The organism is Gallaecimonas sp. GXIMD4217 (assembly GCF_038087665.1).
Lineage (GTDB): Bacteria > Pseudomonadota > Gammaproteobacteria > Enterobacterales > Gallaecimonadaceae > Gallaecimonas.
In genome coordinates this window covers 886511-901119 of record NZ_CP149925.1, presented here as the reverse complement: position 1 = coordinate 901119, position 14609 = coordinate 886511, and the positions used below count along the sequence as shown (strand labels likewise).

At 64.1% G+C, this 14609-nt stretch carries 17 protein-coding genes; 7 read left to right on the top strand and 10 right to left on the bottom strand.

Going from position 1 to position 14609, the window contains the following annotated elements:
- Positions 1 to 798: 798 nt before the first annotated feature.
- The 4 genes from rlmM to WDB71_RS04450 form a co-directional block, all read right to left on the bottom strand.
- Positions 799 to 1866 (bottom strand): 23S rRNA (cytidine(2498)-2'-O)-methyltransferase RlmM, encoded by a 1068-nt coding sequence (gene rlmM, locus WDB71_RS04465; RefSeq protein ID WP_341503438.1) that lies wholly within the window; start codon positions 1864 to 1866, stop codon positions 799 to 801.
- Positions 1863 to 2234: a DUF423 domain-containing protein gene (locus WDB71_RS04460; protein WP_341503437.1), complete on the bottom strand. Its 372-nt coding sequence runs from the start codon at positions 2232 to 2234 to the stop codon at positions 1863 to 1865. Before WDB71_RS04460 ends, rlmM begins: the two co-directional genes overlap by 4 nt.
- Before the next feature lie 180 nt (positions 2235 to 2414).
- The gene (locus tag WDB71_RS04455; RefSeq protein ID WP_341503435.1) at positions 2415 to 3014 is read right to left on the bottom strand and encodes an alpha/beta fold hydrolase; all 600 of its coding nucleotides are present in this window, start codon (positions 3012 to 3014) and stop codon (positions 2415 to 2417) included.
- Between the two features lie 15 nt (positions 3015 to 3029).
- Positions 3030 to 3962 carry a transcriptional regulator GcvA gene (locus WDB71_RS04450; RefSeq protein WP_341503434.1) on the bottom strand — a complete coding sequence of 311 codons (933 nt, stop codon included), beginning with the start codon at positions 3960 to 3962 and terminating at the stop codon, positions 3030 to 3032.
- Between the two features lie 262 nt (positions 3963 to 4224).
- Here WDB71_RS04450 and WDB71_RS04445 point away from each other — a divergent pair, with 262 nt between their 5' ends.
- Positions 4225 to 4431: a hypothetical protein gene (locus WDB71_RS04445; RefSeq protein ID WP_341503433.1), complete on the top strand. Its 207-nt coding sequence runs from the start codon at positions 4225 to 4227 to the stop codon at positions 4429 to 4431.
- A gap of 177 nt (positions 4432 to 4608) precedes the next feature.
- Entirely contained in the window at positions 4609 to 5295 is a 687-nt protein-coding gene (locus WDB71_RS04440; protein ID WP_341503432.1) for a hypothetical protein, read from the top strand.
- 81 nt (positions 5296 to 5376) lie between these two features.
- Here the strand turns inward: WDB71_RS04440 and WDB71_RS04435 are convergent, their stop codons facing one another.
- The gene (locus tag WDB71_RS04435; protein ID WP_341503431.1) at positions 5377 to 5820 is read right to left on the bottom strand and encodes a YaiI/YqxD family protein; all 444 of its coding nucleotides are present in this window, start codon (positions 5818 to 5820) and stop codon (positions 5377 to 5379) included.
- Positions 5821 to 6004: 184 nt separating this feature from the next.
- On the opposite strand from WDB71_RS04435, the gene WDB71_RS04430 reads away from it, so the two are divergent.
- A complete protein-coding gene (locus WDB71_RS04430) occupies positions 6005 to 6847 on the top strand; it encodes a hypothetical protein (protein WP_341503430.1) in 843 nt (280 codons plus the stop codon).
- A 124-nt stretch (positions 6848 to 6971) separates the two neighbouring features.
- Here the strand turns inward: WDB71_RS04430 and WDB71_RS04425 are convergent, their stop codons facing one another.
- Both WDB71_RS04425 and WDB71_RS04420 read right to left on the bottom strand, forming a co-directional pair.
- Positions 6972 to 9065: a TonB-dependent receptor gene (locus WDB71_RS04425; protein WP_341503429.1), complete on the bottom strand. Its 2094-nt coding sequence runs from the start codon at positions 9063 to 9065 to the stop codon at positions 6972 to 6974.
- A gap of 90 nt (positions 9066 to 9155) precedes the next feature.
- Entirely contained in the window at positions 9156 to 9446 is a 291-nt protein-coding gene (locus WDB71_RS04420) for a TfoX/Sxy family protein (protein WP_341503428.1), read from the bottom strand.
- Between the two features lie 108 nt (positions 9447 to 9554).
- Here WDB71_RS04420 and WDB71_RS04415 point away from each other — a divergent pair, with 108 nt between their 5' ends.
- Positions 9555 to 9839 (top strand): DUF2282 domain-containing protein, encoded by a 285-nt coding sequence (locus tag WDB71_RS04415; RefSeq protein ID WP_341503427.1) that lies wholly within the window; start codon positions 9555 to 9557, stop codon positions 9837 to 9839.
- Between the two features lie 3 nt (positions 9840 to 9842).
- A complete protein-coding gene (locus WDB71_RS04410) occupies positions 9843 to 10691 on the top strand; it encodes a DUF692 domain-containing protein (protein WP_341503426.1) in 849 nt (282 codons plus the stop codon).
- Positions 10692 to 11119: 428 nt separating this feature from the next.
- Here WDB71_RS04410 and WDB71_RS04405 read toward each other — a convergent pair whose 3' ends face one another.
- On the bottom strand, positions 11120 to 11383 hold the full coding sequence (locus WDB71_RS04405) for a hypothetical protein (RefSeq protein ID WP_341503425.1): 264 nt from the start codon (positions 11381 to 11383) through the stop codon (positions 11120 to 11122).
- A 14-nt stretch (positions 11384 to 11397) separates the two neighbouring features.
- Here WDB71_RS04405 and WDB71_RS04400 point away from each other — a divergent pair, with 14 nt between their 5' ends.
- The gene (locus WDB71_RS04400) at positions 11398 to 11865 is read left to right on the top strand and encodes a sigma-70 family RNA polymerase sigma factor (RefSeq protein WP_341503424.1); all 468 of its coding nucleotides are present in this window, start codon (positions 11398 to 11400) and stop codon (positions 11863 to 11865) included.
- Complete coding sequence (locus WDB71_RS04395; protein WP_341503423.1) at positions 11862 to 12437, top strand: hypothetical protein; 576 nt, start codon at positions 11862 to 11864, stop codon at positions 12435 to 12437. Before WDB71_RS04400 ends, WDB71_RS04395 begins: the two co-directional genes overlap by 4 nt.
- Positions 12438 to 12479: 42 nt before the next feature.
- Here WDB71_RS04395 and kdsA read toward each other — a convergent pair whose 3' ends face one another.
- Positions 12480 to 13328: a 3-deoxy-8-phosphooctulonate synthase gene (gene kdsA, locus WDB71_RS04390; RefSeq protein WP_341503422.1), complete on the bottom strand. Its 849-nt coding sequence runs from the start codon at positions 13326 to 13328 to the stop codon at positions 12480 to 12482.
- A 7-nt stretch (positions 13329 to 13335) separates the two neighbouring features.
- Positions 13336 to 14586, bottom strand: coding sequence for a DUF819 family protein (locus WDB71_RS04385; RefSeq protein ID WP_341503421.1), 1251 nt, complete (start codon positions 14584 to 14586; stop codon positions 13336 to 13338).
- Positions 14587 to 14609 lie beyond the last annotated feature (23 nt).

The following is a 14609-nucleotide window of genomic DNA, read 5'->3' as shown; positions in this document are numbered from 1 at the left end:
TGCTTTCCTTATGCTTAACGCTGTATTGTGCGCATGCGCGATATCCTTTGGTAAGATCTTTTGCTTGGATGCCGCATCATGCTGAAAATTAAAAAATTCTGTTTTTACCAAGGGTTTCATCAGGGCAAAAACGCGCATGCGCGTTATCGTTCCAACCCATGCGTGATAGCCAGAACTCCGATCACGTCTCAATCCTTTGATTAAAAGCGTCTTTTACAAAGATGAATGAGATAACCGCGCCTGATTTCAGGAGATAACGCGCACAATTGGGGAGCCGATAGCAGATATGCTGGATGGAAACACAGTTTTGGAGGGTATTCGCATCCATGCTTTTCTGGGGCCGATGCCCGATATCATCCCTGAATTAGCTCCAGATTATGTTGCCAATACCGTGAATGCAACAGCCACCTGATGGCCGCAAAGCGGCCAGGACCGCCCGTTGAGCGTGCCGAGCGGAAACGAGTGTGAGCTGGCCCGAGGCAGGGAAGACGAGGGAATGAGTGCCGCGCATGGAGCGCGTCACTCATGGTCAGCGGTAAACGAGTGGAAGCGAGGGGTGAGCGCGTTAAGAAATGGGGCCACTGGCCCCATTTTAGCTGGCGAACGCGAGCCGGGCCGCCCTTCTTTGGTGACTTTCTTGGGCGAGCAAGAAAGTCACGCCCCCGCAGGGGAATCTCGAAGAACCCAGCTTAAAAACACCAACACAGCCAGAAAAAGAGCACCAAGCCAGAAACAACACCCAAACAGCAGCCATTAAAAAAGGCGCCCTAAAGGCGCCTTCCTTACCAGAAACGGCATTTACTTGCGGAACAGATGCACCGTGATCTCTTCCCGGTCGTAATAGAGGTGTTTGGCCGCCAGGCCGTAGGGCACGCCCATCTCGTTCATGCGCTCACTGATCAAGTCCAGGCACTCCGCCACGGTGTGGAAACGGCGCTTCACCGGCAGCTTGAGGTTGAAGATGGCCTCGTGGCACCAGCCGTCGATGAACCAGTCGCACATCAGGTTGGCGACCCGTTTGGGGTTTTCGATCATGTCGCAAACCAGCCAGTGCACGTTCTTCTTCTTGGGCTCGTACTTGAAGCCGTCCTCGCGGATATGCTTGACCTGGCCGCTGTTCATCAGCTGCTCGTCCATGGGGCCGTTGTCCACGGCCTGGACCATCATGCCCCGGCGCACCAGCTGATAGGTCCAGCCGCCGGGGGCGGCGCCCAAGTCCACGGCGTTCATGCCGCTGATCAGGCGCTTTTCGCGCTGGGTCTTGGACAGGAAGTAGTGGAAGGCCTCCTCCAGCTTGAGGGTGGAGCGGCTGGGGGCGTCCTTGGGGAATTTGAGGCGCTTGATGCCCATCAGCAGCGGGCTGTGGGTGCGCGGCAGCGAGTAGCCGATGAAAGCGCTGTCGGTGCTCAAAAAGCACACGTGCAGCACCGGCTTGTCGTTGTCTTCCTTGAGGGTCAGCTTGCCAGCCTGCTTGAAGAAGGCCTTCATGGGGGTGGCGATGGCCCGGCACAGGCGGTTGAGCTCCTTGCCCTCGTTGGTGTCCGGGGTCTCCACCCACAGCCGGCCGCATTCCGGCAGGGTGTCGCCGGCGGCCATGTACAGGGCGTTGAGGCGGTCGTCCAGGGGCATGTCCGATACCTGCGGCGCCACCCGGATCATCTGGCGGGCGAAGATCAGCTGATCCACCGGCAACTGGCCAAGCAGCTTGCCGGCGTCGTTGGTCTCGTAGCATTCGTACAGCACGTAGCCGGTGTTGCCCTTGAGGCGCGAGAAGCCGAACACGCCCTTTTCGGCGGCGCGGGCCTCGATTTCCTGGGCACATTCCCCTTCAAAGCCGGGGCGGCAGTAGATCAGCAGATGTTTCACACCGTCTCCTTAAAGGCCGCCAGCATCAGCGCCAGCCAGCCGAGGATCAAGGCCATCCCGCCGATGGGCGTGATGGGTCCAAACCATTTGGCCCCGGTCAGTGCCAGGGCATAGAGGCTGCCGGAAAAGGCCAGCACCCCGAACGCGAAGAGGCCACCGGCGGCGGTGAGCCAGGGGCCGGAAAGCTTGTCGGCCAAGAGAAAAACGGCCACCAGGGCCAGGGCGTGCCAGAGCTGGTAGCGCACACCGGTGTCCATCACGGTGAGCAGCTGTGGGCTCAGCACCTGCTTGAGGCCGTGGGCGGCAAAGGCGCCCATGGCCACACCGCTGGCACCATACAAACTGGCCAAAACCAATACCCATTTCATGACAACACCTCGCTGCCTGGGGCGCCAACGGCTCCAATACGGGCCACACCCGTAGCACCGTACAGGCTGGCCAAAACCAATACCCATTTCATGACAACACCTCGCTGCCTGGGGCGCCAACGGCTCCAATACGGGCCACACCCGTAGCACCGTACAGGCTGGCCAAAATCAATAACCATTTCATCGGCCGTGCTCCCTGATAAAGGCCGCCATCCGGGCCACCGCCTCATCGAGGTTGTCCGCTTCGCTGCGGCCGCTGGCCTTGCGCGGCTTGAAGCTGTGGTCGCCGTCCAGCAGGTAGTGAAGGCTCACATTGGCCGGCAGCGGGTAGCCGTCCACCTCGTCGCGGCGGCCGAATGTATCGCGCTCCCCCTGCAATATCAAGGTGGGCTTGGCCAGGCCCTCGAAGGGCTCCAGGCGCAGCCGCTCCGGCTTGCCGGGCGGATGAAAGGGGTAGCCGAGGGCCAGGGCGCCCCGGCAACGCTCGCCCAGCTCCTTGGCCAGGGTCAGGGCCACCCGCGAGCCCATGGACTTGCCGCCCAAGAACAGCGGGCCCTCGGTGGCGTCGATGACCGCCCGCATGGCGTCCAGCAGCACCGGCATCCGGTCCGGTGGGCGCTTCTTGTTCTCGGCCTTGGCCCTTTGCATGTAGGGGAAGTCGAACAGCACCACCTTGATGCCTTCGGCCTCCAGGCCCCTGGCCATGGCCTGCATGAAGGGGTGATCCAGGCCGGCGCCGGCGCCGTGGGCCAGCACCAGGGTGTGAGTATGTACTGACATCATGTCCTCTTCTGGTTAGCGTTCGCCCACATCCACGTCCTCCGGCAGCATGCGCTGCTCCTCCTCTATGACCATCTTCAGCATCCAGTCCCTGAAGGCGACGATCTTGCCCTGCTCGGCCTGCGACTGCTGGCAGACCAGGTAATAGGCGTTCTTGGACACCAGCACTTCCTTGAAGGGGCACACCAGGCGGCCGGCGGCGATATCCGGCTGGGCCAGCACCGAGTGGGCCAGGGCCACGCCCTGACCGTAGACGGCGGCCTGCAGCACCATGGTGGAGTGGGAGAAGATGGGGCCGTGGTTGACGTTGATCATGTGCTGCAGGCCCAGCTGGCGCACCCAGGCTTGCCAGGCCTTGCGGGAGCTGTCGTGCAGCAGGGTGTGGTGGCGCAGATCCTCGGGGCTGCTGAGCGGCCTTGAGCCCTGCAGCAGCATGGGGGCGCACACCGGGATCAGGTACTCGGTCTGCAGGCGGTCGGCGGCCAAGCCGGGCCACTTGCCCTTGCCGTAGTAGATGGCCACGTCCACATCGTCGGTGAGGGAGCCCTCCTCCTGGTCGGCGGCCTTGATGCGCACGTCTATGTCCGGGTGCTCCTCGGAGAAGCGGCTCAGCCTGGGCACCATCCACTGGATGGCGTAGCTGGGCTGCATGGACACGGTCAGGGCGCCCTTGGCGCTGCGCGACAGCACCCGCTCGGTGGCCTCGCTGAGGTGGGAAAAGATGTCCTTGATGTCCAGGTAGTAGCTCTGGCCCTCCTCGGTGAGCAGCAGGGAGCGGTTGCGGCGCCGGAACAGCTTCAGGCCCAGGAACTCCTCCAGGCTCTTGATCTGGTGGCTGATGGCGGCCTGGGTCACGAACAGCTCTTCGGCGGCGCGGGTGAAGCTGAGGTGGCGGGCGGCCGCCTCGAAGACCTTCAAAGCATTAAGGGGGGGCAGGCGCCGGGACATGGCTGTAACACCTTTTTAATACATTAGTTTTTCTAATCAATGGTGATTATAATTCGTCGTTTGAAAAAGCACCAACCCGAATCTATATTTACGCTCGCCGAGAGGGGGTAAGTGCTTATGGAACACGAACTTTGTGCCGTATTTCGTGTTGTGGTGAAAGCTTTCCCATCCCCGTGCCGTCTCGGCACAAACGCTTTTTGGTTGAGTTAGCTTTCCTTTTTTGAGGTACACCATGATTTTGGGTACTGGCCTTGTGGCCGCAATGACGACGATGATGGCCGTGGCCGAAGAGCCGACCATCGCCCCCCTCCATGCCGAGACCCTGCAGCAGGAAGTGAGCCAGAGCCTGGCCCAGTCCCTGGGTCAGCTGGCCCTGGAGCACCGCCTGACCCTGAAGGCCGACACCAAGCTGGAAAAACCTGTCCTGCTGGCCCGTCGCGACCAAAAGCGTGAGGCCGAAGCAGAATAACACTGTTTCCCCTGAAAAAAACCGGTCCCAATGGGCCGGTTTTTTTATGGCTGCGTTAGGGTGGCAAGCGCTCAATTGTTAACAAATTGTATTGACCTTATCCCCGGGCTCGACTAGAAACAGCATTGGCCAGGTGCCGGCACCTGGCCCCATCCCGCTGAAAAACAAGGAAAGACAATGATAAGAATGTTGCTGCTCGTGGCCCTGGTCGCCGTCACCAGTGCCTGCGTCTCCCCGATCCCGCTCAAGGAACAGGTTCCCCAGGCCAGCTACAAGCCCGACAACACCGTGCTGGTGGCGGTGCTGGACGAGCGCAAGCGGGTCAAGGAAGGCAAGGATCGCACCTTTATCGGCGTTGCCCACGGTGCCTTCGGCATCCCCGCCGACTGGAACGTCAACCCGGTGCTGGCCACCCAGGACGGCGACAAGCAGCGGACCCTGGCCCAGTTTATCCAGCACCGCCTGCTCACCGGCCTGGCCGACAGTGGCTGGCAGGTCAAGCCCGTCAACTTCGTGGCGCAGCCCTCCCGGGACGACGTGATCAAGGCCCTGCAGGAAAACGGCGCCGAGCAGCTGATCACCCTGGCCCTCAAGGAATGGTATTTCAGCATCAACCTGAACTGGGTCAGTTCCTTCAACTTCGATACCGACACCGACATCACCCTGTTCGACCGCAATGGCCAATCCCTGCTGGCCAAGACCATCGCCGGTCGCGACGTGGTGGAGGAATCCGCCTCGGACTCGCCCCAGAACGGCATCTTGCGGGCCTACCGCGCCCAGCTGGAGGAGATCTTCGCCGATCCCGAGCTCAGGCAGTTGCTGGAGGCCCACGGCCAGGCCCAGGCCGAGCAGATCACCCCCTGACCAAAAAGCCCGCCGATTGGCGGGCTTTTCTTTCAGTGCCTGACCAGCAGCCGATCGAGCTGGTTGGCAAAGACCTGCACGTCAGCGCCTGGCCAGCAGTCGGTCGAGCTGGTTGGCAAAGGCTTGCCGGTCGGCCTGGCTGAAGGCGGCCGGGCCGCCGGTATCCACCCCGGATGCCCGCAGGGTATCCATGAAGTCGCGCATGGTCAGGCGGGCGCGGATGTTGTCCCGGGTGTAGAGCTCGCCGCGGGGGTTCAGCGCCACCCCGCCCTGGTCTATGACCTCGGAGGCCAGGGGGATGTCCTGGGTCACCACCAGATCGCCGGCTTCCATGCGCCGGACTATCTCGTTGTCGGCCACGTCGAAGCCGCCGGCCACCTGCAGGAAGCGGACATGGGGCGAGGGTGGCACCCGCATGGGGTGGTTGGCCACCAGGGTCACCGCCACCCGGGTGCGGTCGGCGGCCCTAAACAGGATCTCCTTGATGGCCACGGGACAGGCATCGGCATCGACCCAGATCTTCATCGTCTCTTCCCACATTGCATAAAAAAGGCCCCGCCATGGCGGGGCCCAGAGCATAACGCGTCCAGGCAGAAATGTCCTCCAGAGCCTTGGCTGCCACTGCCCCGCCCCGCCAGGGCTGTGGCCTTTCCTGAAATGTTCTGGCTATACTCATGCGACTTCACCGGTAGCCAAGTGATATCCAAACATGAAAAAAATCGCACTGCTCTGTTTCGGGGCCTTAATGAGTTTCAGCAGCCAGGCTTCGGCACCGGCTACCAGTGCCGATGTACGCCAGTACATAGAAGGCAGCTTCGATACCATCAGGGAATTGCAGCAGGACACTTATTTCCTCTACTGGAAAATGCGACGCTGCAAGATCTTCGATGTTGCCGGCTCCGGCTTCCACGAATACGCAGGCCACGTATTGTCCACGGACCTGGACGAGAACTCGGAATTTTATAAGGCTGCCGTCAAAGACATGACCGCTTTCGCCGAGGGTAAAAGCAAGGCCTTTCTCGATGACGATCGTGAAAATACCTATGTGCAGGTGACCAGCCAACTGCGGGATCGCTATCAAGAGACCGTTGCCGGCCGCTGTGGCGGCTATGCCGATCACGCCGCGATACGCGCAGAAAGGCTGGCCAGTGCCAAGCAGCTGGAATTCAGCAATGCGGTCGCCGGCTTCATGATCAACGATGCCCACGCGGTCTGGGGCAAGACCCTGTTGCTGATGAGTAAGGTGAGGGACTGCATGGATCACAGCGCCCTGACCAAAAATAAAATTGATGCCAGCCTGTTTTTCAAGCTGGCCTCGGAAAACAAAAAACGCTATGAAACCCTCTATCGCCAACAGGATGCGGCCGCGATCGCAGAGGTTGAAGAGTACGCCCTGAGCAACATGGCGACATTAACGCAGCAAGCGCTGGCCAAGGACTCGCAACAACGTTTTGACCGTTTCCTGGGCAGTTACAACAGCCTGATCTTCGAATACCTCGGCTCCTCAGAAAAATGCCAGCATTCCGACGAGCTTGTTGGCTGGCTCCGCTAAGCTGAGCGCCGCTGGCCTGCCCATGCCCTGGTGCTGGGCAGCCTCCACTTCAGAACCACTATCTCCTCCATAAATAAAGGCCCCGCCAGTGCGGGGCCCATAACGCCTTGCAGCCAAAAGGTCCTCAGAACAGGTAGCGGTAACCCAGGCGCCAGGTGCGGCCGCGGCCGGCAAAGACGCTGCTGTCGCGGCCGTTGGTCTGGCCGTAGTGGCTGATGTAGGTGCGATCCAGCAGGTTGTCTATGCCCAGGGACAGCTGGTGCTGGCCCAGCTCCCAGCCCAGGGAGGCGTCCACCAGGGTGTAGCCGTCGAAACGGGCGCTCTCGCTGCCGTCGCCGTCATGGTAGCGGCGGCTCATCAGGTGGCTGATCTGGATGCGGCCGTTCAGCTCGGCCGCCAGCTCGCCGTCCAGGTACAGGCTTACCCTGTCCGGGCCTATGTTGACCGGGCCCAGATCGGACTCCAGGCTGCCGTTGTTGTCGGTGTCCGACTTGCCCTCGCTCTGGCCGTAGATCAGCCCCAGGGTGCCGGTCTCGCCCAGGTAGAAGGCCAGCTCCGCCGACAGGCCGGTGATCTCGGTGGCCTCGCGCCTGACCTCCACGAAGCCGTCGGCATTGGTCTTGAGGCGGACTCCGAAGTCGGAGCTGCTCTGGTAATAGCTGATCTGGCCACGGCCCCAGTCCCCCTCGTAGGCCAGGCCCAGCTCCTCGTTCTCGGTGACCACCGGCGCCAGCTTGATGAAGTCGTCCAGCTTCACGCCCGGCACATTGACGGCCCGGGTCACCCGGCCGATGTCGGGCATGGCGAAGCCTTCGCTGTAGTTGGCGAACAGGCGCAGCGGCTCGGCGAGCTGCCAGTTCAGGCCCAGGTTGGGCAGGGTCTCGGTGAAGTCCAGGGTGCCGCCTTCGACCTGGTGGGCGCCGTAGTAATGCAGGCTGCGGTAGTCGGGAATGTCCAGCTCGACCCGCTCGTGGCGCAGGCCGCCGGTGACCAGCAGGCTGTCGGCCAGCTGCCAGTCCAGCTGCAGGTAGGGGGCGATATTGTCATAGCGGCTGCGGGGCACCCAGGTACGGCCGGACAGGGCCAGATCCTGGTCGGTGTCGTCCCGGAACAGGTCGACGCCGTACACCGCCTTCAGCGCCAGGCCCGCCAGCCCGTTCTTGACCAGGGTCAGCTTGGCGCCGAGCTTCTCGGCGTTGATGCGGGACTGATCCACCCAGTCCTCGCCCAGGGCCGGATCCTGGAAGGTGGCATAGGCGCCGCCGCCATAGAGGGCATGGAAGTTCTGGCTGAACAGCTGCAGGCTGAGCTGCTGGCCAAGGAAGTCCCGGTGCTGGTAGTCCAGGCTGAGGGTGGTCACCTGGTTGTAGCTGGGCTCGCCCTCGGGGCTGCCCTTGGTGCTGGTGGTGGGGATCTGCCGTTCGAAGTCGCCGTCCACCGCCAGCAGCTCGCCCTTGCTGTCCAGCTCGTAGCGGTTGACCATCAGGCTCAGCCGCTGCTCCTGGTCCAGCTCCCGGACCAGCTTGAGAAAGCCGTCCCAGCTGGTGGAGTCCATCAGATCGCCCTGGACGGGATCGGCGCCCACCGGCCTGTTGGCGCCGTCATAGAAGCGGCCGCGGTCACGCCAGTTCAGCCCCAGCAGCAGCTCGGTGCCGCCCAGGGCCCGGCTCAGGGCCAGGCCGGCGCCATAGCCCAGGCTGTCGCCCTTGAGGGTGTCGGCCCCTTCCAGCTCCAGGCTGACGGCGGTCTCGTCGCCCTCGGGCTTCCTGGTGACGATGTTGATGATGCCGCCGCTGGCCCCCAGGCCGTGGATGGCGTTGGCGCCATGGATCACCTCGACCCGCTCGATCAGGGCGATATCGATGGTGTGGGCGTCACGGGCGCCGTCGCGCAGCGGGTTGGACTGGGGCACGCCGTCGATCAGGTACAGGGGATCCCGGCCGCGCAGGGACTCGCCCCTGCTGCTGAGCTTCTCCCGGCTGGGGGAGAAGCCCGGCACCAGCCGGCTGAGGATGGTGGACAGGTTGTCGGTGGTGCGGCCCTGTTTAGCCAGCTCCTCGGCGGTGATGATGGTGACCATGTTGGGAATGGAGGCCACCGGCTTGGCGCCACGGCTGGCGCTGACCAGGATATGTTCAACCTGGGTGTCGGCCTCGTCGGCCAGGACGGGCAGGCCCAGGGAGGCCAGCACGGCGGTGCAGAGCAGGGTCTTTTTCATGTTCTTCGTTGACGGTTGGGAAAAACACGTCAATGATAACCATTATCATTATCAAATCAAGATCTGATCGGCCTCCCTTCTTGATCGGGATCAGGGCGGCGGCGGATCGGCAAGCCGGGCCCGGTATTCCCGCAGGCTCTCCAGCTCCAGCAGCAGCCGGCCCTTCTCCTGGCGGGCGATCTCGGTCCAGGGCCGGCCTTCGATGGCGCCGGCCAGGGCATAGAGGAAGTTGAGGCTGGGCCTGAGCCCGGCCTGCTCCAGGCGCAGGAAGGCGGCCACGGCGCCCAGCGCCCGCAGCTGCGCCTCGTCCGCTATGCCCGCCTGCTTGAGCCATTGCTCGGACTTGGGCCCCAGGCCGGGCAGATCCCGTAGTGCTGTCATTTTCATACCTCCAGACGGTCAGCCGGACAGGGCTTTTTCCGCCGCCAATGCAATCAAGCGCTCCCCTGGGTCGTTCCTAGTATGCAGCCTCGACAAAGGAGACAGACCATGAAAGCGCAAAAGGCCCTGATCGGCGGCGCCATCGCCAGCCTGCTGGCCCTGGGCAGCCTGGGCGTCCAGGCGGTGCCGGAACAGCCCGAGGCCTGGGAAAAGTGCGCCGGCATCGCCAAGGCCGGCAAGAACGACTGCGGCGCCCTGGACGGCAAGCACGGCTGCGCCGGCCAGGCCACCCTGGACAACGACGACAACGAGTGGGTCTATGTGCCCAAGGGCACCTGCACCAAGATCACCGGCGGCCGGGTGGCGGCGGTGAAACCCGCCAAGGACAGCTGAACCATGGGCACCATCAGGGGGGCCGGCATCGGCCTGCGCCCCCCACATATTGCCGAGCTGCTGGCCGGGCGCCCGCCCCTGCCCTGGCTTGAGGTGCTGACCGACAACTACCTGGATCAGGGCGGCCTCAACCTGGCCAGGCTCCGGCGCCTGGCCGAGCATTACCCCCTGGTCCTGCATGGGGTCGGCCTGTCCCTGGGGTCGGTATCGCCCCTGGATCTGGGCTACCTCAAGGCCCTCAAGGCGCTCAAGGCCCTGGTGAAGCCGGCCTGGATCTCCGATCACGCCTGCTTCACCAGCCTGGACGGCCACCACCTGCACGATCTGCTGCCCCTGCCCTACACCGAGGAGGCCGTCCGGCACCTGGCCGGGCGCATCCGCCAGGTGCAGGACTACCTGGGCGAGCAGATCCTGATCGAGAACGTCTCACGTTACCTGGACTACCGCCACAGCACCATGGGCGAAGGGGATTTCCTGGCCCAGGTGGCGCAGGAGGCGGACTGCCTGCTGCTGCTGGACGTGAACAACGCCTACGTCAACGAGGTCAACCTGGGCGAAGACAGCCTGGCCTTCTTCGCTGCCCTGCCCCTGGCGCGGGTGGCGGAGATCCACCTGGCCGGTTACGCCGACCAGGGCCAATACTTGCTGGATGCCCACAACAGCGAAGTGGCGGCACCGGTCTGGCAGCGTTACGACCGCCTGCTGGCCATGCTGGCCGAGCGGGAGCTGGCCCCGGTGCCGACCCTGATCGAATGGGACAACCGGATCCCGCCCCTGGACACCCTGCTGGCCCAGCGCCGGTTGGCCCAGCGCCGACTGGACGACTTTGAACAAGCGGAGGCGGCGCCATGACCCTGGCCGAACTGCAGCACCAATTGGTGCGCTCCCTGGCGGGCAGGCCGGGCGACAACGGCTGGTTGCGCCCGGGCCGGCTGTCGGTCGAGACCAGCCTGGCCGTCTACCGCAGCAACAGGCGCCAGGCCGAACTGGCCGCCCTGGCGCAGATCTTCCCCATCATCGCCGCCATAGTGGGACCGGACTGCTTTCGGGCCCTGGCCGGCCGCTTCCTGGCGCAGTGCCCGGATCAGGGCCGGGATCTGAACCGCTACGGCAAGGGCTTCGGCGACTTCCTGGCCGGCCAGGCCAGCCTCGGCGACTATCCCTACCTGGCCGCCCTGGCGGCCCTGGAGCAGGACCTCAACCACATCTACTACGCCCCGGATGCCCCCAGCTGGTCGCTGGCCGAGCTGGCCGGCGTGGCCGAAGCCGACCAGGGCCGGCTATGCCTGCGGCTGCGCCCGGATCTGCGCCTGATGGACTCGCCCTGGCCCCTGTACGAACTCTGGCACCAGTACCAACAGGGTCGGCTCGGCAGCGAACTGGCCCTGGGCCGGCACCAGTACCTGGTGCTGCACCGCCACGGCTTCCAGCCGGCGCCCTGCCGGGTGGACAGGCCCCTCTACGCATTGCTGCAGGCACTGGCGGCCGGCGCTCCTTGGCCGCTTGGCCGAGGCCGGACGGCGCGGCTGGCTGGCCGGCTTCACCCTGGAGGCAAAGGATGCTGGATAAGGCCCTGCTCAACAGCCTCTACCGCTACGCCTACGCCCTGTGCGGCAATGGCGACGACGCCTTCGATCTGCTCCAGGGCGCCCTGGAGCGCTACCTGCACCAGGGCCCCAAGGGCGACGGCGAGCCGGCCTACCTCAGGCGCATCATCCGCAACCGCTTCTTCGACCGCTACCGCCAGCAGCAAAGGCAACGGGAGCAGCCCCTGGAGGCCGCCCTGGATCTGGGCACCCGCGCCCTGGAGCAGGGCCTCATCGAGCAAGAGCAGCTGGATCTGCTCTGGCAGACACTGTCGCCCCAGGAGCGGGAGCTGCTCTACCTCTGGGCCTACCTGGAATTCACCACGGAGGAGATAGCCCAAACCCTGGCGTGCCCCAGGGGCACCGTCTGTTCCCGGATCCACCGCTTGCGCCAGAAGCTGGCCCGGTCCGATGTCACCTTGGGAGGGGAAGCGCCATGAAACCCTTGAAAGAGGCGGTGCGCCAGCACCTTGACGGGCAGCAGCTCAGCCAGGCCCAGCTGGCCAGGTTGATGGCCCTGCAGGGCCGGCGCCGCCTGCGGCTGTGGGGGGCCCTGGCCGCCGGCCTGGCCCTGGTGGCCCTGTTGCTGCTGCGCCAGGGCGATCAGGAGCCCCAGGCCGTCTGGGCCATCGCCCAGGAGGTGGCCAGAAACCATATCAAGATGAAGCCCCTGGAGGTGGAAAGCGGCGAGCTGGTGGATCTGCAGCGTTATTTCACCGAGCTGGCCTTCTCGCCGGTGCAGTCGCAGCGCTTCGAGGGCCGGGGGCCGCTGCTGGGAGGACGCTACTGCTCCATCCAGGGCGAGGATGCCGCCCAGCTGCGCTTTCTCAATGACGGCGGCCGCCTGATCACCCTCTACCAGGCTCCCTTCGATCCCGCCAAACACCAGGCCCTGCCCAGGGCCGAGCTGGGCGAGGCGCCCCTGGAGCGCTACGCCGACGGCGTCAGGGTCCGGATCTGGGTGGAAAAGGATCTGCTGATGGTCAGCGCCGAGGGGGATCCCGGCCGATAAAAAAGGCGCCCAAGGGCGCCTTCTTCAAGCGGTAAAACCGGCTCAGTTGCTGGTGTCCAGGGGGCCGAAGGACTTGATCAGCTCGTCCACCGCCTTCATCTGCTGCAGGTAAGGCTCCAGCTTGGCCAGCGGCAACGCGCAGGGGCCGTCGCACTTGGCCTGGTCCGGGTTGGGGTGGGCCTCGATGAACAGGCCGGCCAGGCCCAGGGCCATGCCGCAACGGGCCAGCTCGGCGGCCTGGGCACGACGGCCGTCGGCGCTGTCGGCGCGGCCGCCCGGGCGCTGCAGGGCGTGGGTGGCGTCGAAGATCACCGGCACGTTGAACTGCTTCATCTCGTCCATGCCCAGCATGTCCACCACCAGGTTGTTGTAACCGAAGCTGGAGCCACGCTCGCAGAGCATCACGGTGTTGTTGCCGGCCTCGACGAACTTCTTGAGGATGTGGCGCATCTCGTGGGGGGCCAGGAACTGCGGCTTCTTGACGTTGATGACGGCGCCGGTCTCGGCCATGGCCACCACCAGATCGGTCTGACGGGCCAGGAAGGCCGGCAGCTGGATCACGTCGCAGATCTCGGCCACGGGGGCGGCCTGCCAGGGCTCGTGGACGTCGGTGATCACCGGCACGCCGAAGGTGTGCTTGATCTCCTCGAAGATCTTCAGGCCCTCCTCCATGCCGGGCCCCCGGTAGGAGTGGATGGAGGAGCGGTTGGCCTTGTCGAAGCTGGCCTTGAACACATAGGGGATGCCCAGCTTCTGGGTCACTTCCACATAGTGCTCGGCGATGGCCATGGCCAGATCCCGGGATTCCAGCACGTTCATGCCGCCGAACAGGGTGAAGGGGCGCTCGTTGCCCACTTCAACATCTTGAATCTTAATGACTTCTTGCATCAATCAATCCTTAAGGGGAAACCATCTGCATCAGCTGGCCGCAGAGCCAGGCCATGTAGGTGCCCAAAGCATAGCCCAGCACCGCCAGCAGCACGCCCACCGGCGCCAGGGCCGGGTGGAAGGCCGAGGCCACCACGGGGGCGGAGGCGGCGCCACCGACGTTGGCCTGGGAGCCCACCGCCATGTAGAACAACGGCGCCTTGATGGCCTTGGCCACCACCAGCATCAGGGCGGCGTGGAAGGCCATCCAGATGCCGCCGATGACGAAGTAGACCGGCGTCTCCAAGATGGCCAGCACGTCCATCTTCATGCCGATGGTGGCCACCAGTATGTACAGGAAGGCGGAGGCGATCTTGGTGGAGCCCACGGCTTCCAGCCTGCGGACCTTGGTGAAGGACAGGGAGATGCCCATGGTGGTGGCGGAGACGATCATCCAGAAGAACTTGGAGTGCAGGCTGTACTGGGCGCCACCAGGCACGTTGGCCACCATCCAGGGGGTGACGATGTCGGCGAACAGGTGCGACAGGCCGGTGACGCCGAAGGCCACGGCGCAGATCAGCATGATGTCGTTGAGGTGGGGGATGCGGGCGTGCTCGGCCTGGTAGGCCTCCACCTTCTCGCGCAGGTCCACTATGGCCTGGGTGTTGGCACCGGTGCGGGCGTCGATTTCCTTGGCCTTGGAGGCCATGAACAGCAGCACCGCCATCCAGACGTTGGCAACGATGACGTCCACGGTGACCATCACCGAGAAGATGCCGTCGCCCACCTCGTAGATTTCCTTCATGGCGGTCTGGTTGGCGCCGCCGCCGATCCAGGAGCCGGCCACCGTGGTCATGCCGCGCCAGACCGCATCAACGCCCTCGCCGCCCACGGCCTCGGGGTAGAGGAAGCTCATCACGCCGATGGCGATGGGACCGCCCAGTACGATGCCGACGGTGCCGGTGAGGAACATGATCAGGGCCTTGGGACCCAGGCCCAGTATGGCCTTGAGATCCACCGACAAGGTCAGCAGCACCAGGCAGGCCGGCAGCAGGTAGCGCGACGCCACGTAATAGAGCTTGGACTCCTCGCCGTTGATGACCCCCATGGAGTTGAAGATGGAGGGCAGGAAGTAGCACAGCAGCAGCGCCGGTACGTACTTGTAGAAGCCCTTCCAGAAGGGGTGTTGCGAGTGGCTGGTGTAGAAGACGAATCCCAGCAGCACGGCCAGCAGGCCGAGGACGCTGGCGTCGTTGGTGATCAATGCCTCATGGGTCGGCATGTACAGCTCCTTCCGTTAATGTC

Coding starts and splice junctions, on each gene's coding strand:
- WDB71_RS04445 (WP_341503433.1), top strand. CDS start 4,225: ATGACGACGATGATGGCCGTGGCCGAAGAGCCGACCATCGCCCCCCTC.
- WDB71_RS04460 (WP_341503437.1), bottom strand. CDS start 2,234: ATGAAATGGGTATTGGTTTTGGCCAGTTTGTATGGTGCCAGCGGTGTG.
- WDB71_RS04385 (WP_341503421.1), bottom strand. CDS start 14,586: ATGCCGACCCATGAGGCATTGATCACCAACGACGCCAGCGTCCTCGGC.
- WDB71_RS04395 (WP_341503423.1), top strand. CDS start 11,862: ATGAAACCCTTGAAAGAGGCGGTGCGCCAGCACCTTGACGGGCAGCAG.
- WDB71_RS04410 (WP_341503426.1), top strand. CDS start 9,843: ATGGGCACCATCAGGGGGGCCGGCATCGGCCTGCGCCCCCCACATATT.
- WDB71_RS04415 (WP_341503427.1), top strand. CDS start 9,555: ATGAAAGCGCAAAAGGCCCTGATCGGCGGCGCCATCGCCAGCCTGCTG.
- WDB71_RS04440 (WP_341503432.1), top strand. CDS start 4,609: ATGATAAGAATGTTGCTGCTCGTGGCCCTGGTCGCCGTCACCAGTGCC.
- WDB71_RS04400 (WP_341503424.1), top strand. CDS start 11,398: ATGCTGGATAAGGCCCTGCTCAACAGCCTCTACCGCTACGCCTACGCC.
- WDB71_RS04450 (WP_341503434.1), bottom strand. CDS start 3,962: ATGTCCCGGCGCCTGCCCCCCCTTAATGCTTTGAAGGTCTTCGAGGCG.
- WDB71_RS04425 (WP_341503429.1), bottom strand. CDS start 9,065: ATGAAAAAGACCCTGCTCTGCACCGCCGTGCTGGCCTCCCTGGGCCTG.
- WDB71_RS04455 (WP_341503435.1), bottom strand. CDS start 3,014: ATGTCAGTACATACTCACACCCTGGTGCTGGCCCACGGCGCCGGCGCC.
- WDB71_RS04435 (WP_341503431.1), bottom strand. CDS start 5,820: ATGAAGATCTGGGTCGATGCCGATGCCTGTCCCGTGGCCATCAAGGAG.
- WDB71_RS04420 (WP_341503428.1), bottom strand. CDS start 9,446: ATGACAGCACTACGGGATCTGCCCGGCCTGGGGCCCAAGTCCGAGCAA.
- WDB71_RS04430 (WP_341503430.1), top strand. CDS start 6,005: ATGAAAAAAATCGCACTGCTCTGTTTCGGGGCCTTAATGAGTTTCAGC.